The 2568-nt window shown below is 71.2% G+C and carries 3 protein-coding genes; all 3 read right to left on the minus strand.

The features are described 5' to 3' along the window. On the minus strand, positions 1 to 236 hold a 236-nt coding region (locus H0487_RS22400), incomplete at its 3' end, for a cyclic nucleotide-binding domain-containing protein (RefSeq protein ID WP_183096406.1). Beyond that, complete coding sequence (locus H0487_RS22405; RefSeq protein ID WP_183096407.1) at positions 217 to 2019, minus strand: aldehyde dehydrogenase family protein; 1803 nt, start codon at positions 2017 to 2019, stop codon at positions 217 to 219. The genes H0487_RS22400 and H0487_RS22405, both read right to left, overlap by 20 nt. A 57-nt stretch (positions 2020 to 2076) precedes the next feature. Continuing rightward, positions 2077 to 2568: hypothetical protein (locus tag H0487_RS22410; RefSeq protein ID WP_220793702.1), on the minus strand; the 492-nt coding region annotated here is incomplete at its 5' end.

Consider the following 2568-nt stretch of genomic DNA (forward strand, 5'->3'; position numbering starts at 1 on the left):
ACGAGCACCTCGGTCCCGTCGGGAGCCGGGACCGACACGTTGAGGCGGCCGCCGGCGACGACGTAGAGGTCCTCCCCGGGATCGCCGACGCGCATCAGCGCCTCCCCGCGGTCGAGCACCGACCACTCCATCGAGCGGGCGAGCTCCTCGAGCCGGGCCTCCGACATGCCGCGGAACACCGCGCAGCCGGCGAGAGCACCGACCGCGTGGCGCGGCTCAGCCCGGATGTTCCGCACTGCCGGCTCCGGGTTGGATCATGCGTGCGAGACGCTTGACGTTCCGGAGGTTGCTGTAGGTGACGTTGTCGGTGGTCGAGTTGCCGCCGAAGGTGCCGCAACCCAGCGTGAGGGACGGCACCAGGCCGGTCGTCACGCCGAAGACGCCGTGGGCGCCCGGGGAGTTCGCAAGGATCCGGCTCGTCGGCATGCTCGCGCCGAACCGGGCGATCCGATCGGGGTCGGCGCTGTGCACGATCGAGGTGTGGCCGGTGCCCATGAAGGCGAGGAGTCGCCGCGACAGGGCGATCGCCTGGTCGTCGTCGTTGACGTCGAAGAGGGACAGCACGGGCGTCATCTTCTCGCCGGCGAGCGGGGTGTCCTCCCCGTCCCAGGTCGCCGGCACCACGATCACCTTGATGTCGAACGGTCGGCTCAACCCGGTGAAGCCCGCGATGGTGGCGGCGGACTGGCCGACCATCTCCCCCCGGAACCGGTTGGTCGCCGGGTCGACGGCGACCGCGAGGAACCCTGCGGCCTCCTCCGGCGAGAGCACCGCGGCGCCCTGCGCCTCGAGCTGGGTGATCAGCTCGGCGCGCACCGAGGTGTCGACCACGAGGTTGTGCTCGGCCCCGCAGATGACGCCGTTGTCGAACGACTTCGACATCACGATCGCGGCCGCCGCCGCCGGCAGGTCGGCGTCGGGGGCGATCCAGCACGGCGCGTTGCCCGGACCGACCCCGAGCGCCGGCGTACCGGAGCTGTAGGCGGCCCGCACCATCGCCGCGCCGCCGGTCGCGAGGACCAACCCGATGTCGGCGTGGCCCATGAACTGTTGGGTGAGCTTGCGGCTCCCCCGCTTCGTGACCCAGAGCACCAGGTCGGTCGGGGCGCCCTCGGCCGCGAGGACCTCGTGGATCAGCTGGCCGACCGTGTTGCCGACGCCGAGGACGGCGTGGTGGAAGCTGAGGATGACCGCGTTGCGGGACTTCAGGCACACCAGCGTCTTGAAGTACGCCGTCGCCACCGGGTTGGTGACCGGCACCAGGCCGAAGACCACGCCGACCGCCTCGGCGATCTCGGTGACCTGGGTCGCCTCGTCGGTGCCGAGCGGGCCGGCGCCGATCCGACCGACGATCGAGTCGAGGACGCCCTGCGCGGCCACCATGTTCTTGAGGGTCTTGTCGCCCACGTTGCCGACGTGGGTCTCCTCGACGGTGGCCTCCGCCAGCGGAGCGGCGTGCTCGAGGAACACCTCGGCGAGCCGCCGGAGCAGCGCGTCGACCCGGTCCTCCGACCAGTCCGCGAACTCGGCCTGCGCGGCGACCGCCCGGCCGACGAGCTCGTCGACGACGGGGTCCGGGCTGGTGGCGAAGAGCAGGTCGCCGACCTGTGACGTCAGGGTGCGCAGCTTCGCGGTCGCGTCGCGGGCGAGCTCCTGGGTGAGCGCGAGCGCCGCGCCCGGCTCCCGGACCGCGAGCTCGTCGATGCTGGCGGTCGTGATCGTCCGAGCACGGACCAGGGTGTCGGCGACCGCCGTCGCCGATCGCGGCAGCCGGTCGAGCAGCGCCACCTCGCCCAGGGTCGCGCCCGGGCCCTCGTAACGGAGCACCGACTCGGTGTCGACCTCGGGCAGCTCGAGCTCGATGCGCACCTCACCCTCGTCGATGAAGTACGCCGCATCGCCTTCGTCGCCCTCGGTGAAGATCGTGGTCCCCGGTGCGAACTCGACCTCGGTCAGGAGCTTGGCGACGGTGTCCCGGTGGTCGTCGGAGAGAGCGTCGAAGAATCCGGGCAGGCTCATGCGCCCAAGAATGCCCCTCGCGACGGGTGAGCGGGAGTCTTCGAAAGGATTAAAGAACTACTGCACGGCGGCGCTGTCGGGGTCGACCTGCAGCCCAGAGGTGTCGACCGCCTCGAATGCGCTCGACGGGATCTCCTTGAGGTCCTCGATCAGGCTCTCCGGCCACCGGCTGTGCTGCTCGCCCTGGAAGTACCACTGGCTGCCGTTGTCGGCCAGCACCATCCCGTAGGTCTGCATCGCCCGGATCACCCGGCGCGCGTAGCGGCCGTAACCATCGGTGTCGAAGTCGGCGTCGAGCCGGAACCGGGCGCCCATCGGCGGGTACTGGTGCCAGTTGTCCTCCGACCCCGCGTCGTGACGAGCCGGCCAGAGGTGGTGGGTGCTGGTGACGTCGGTCGTGAAGCGGATCGCGTGGTCGATCGTGTCGTCACGGACCTCCTTCCAGCGCAGCAGCCCGGGGAGGATCGGGAGCCCGGCGGCGTCGGCCGACGTCCAGCCGTCGGGCCGCAGGTCGTTGGCGTGGTCTCCACGCAGGGCCCAGACCGCGCC

The organism is Nocardioides stalactiti (assembly GCF_014180715.1).
GTDB classification, from domain to species: Bacteria; Actinomycetota; Actinomycetes; order Propionibacteriales; family Nocardioidaceae; genus Nocardioides; species Nocardioides stalactiti.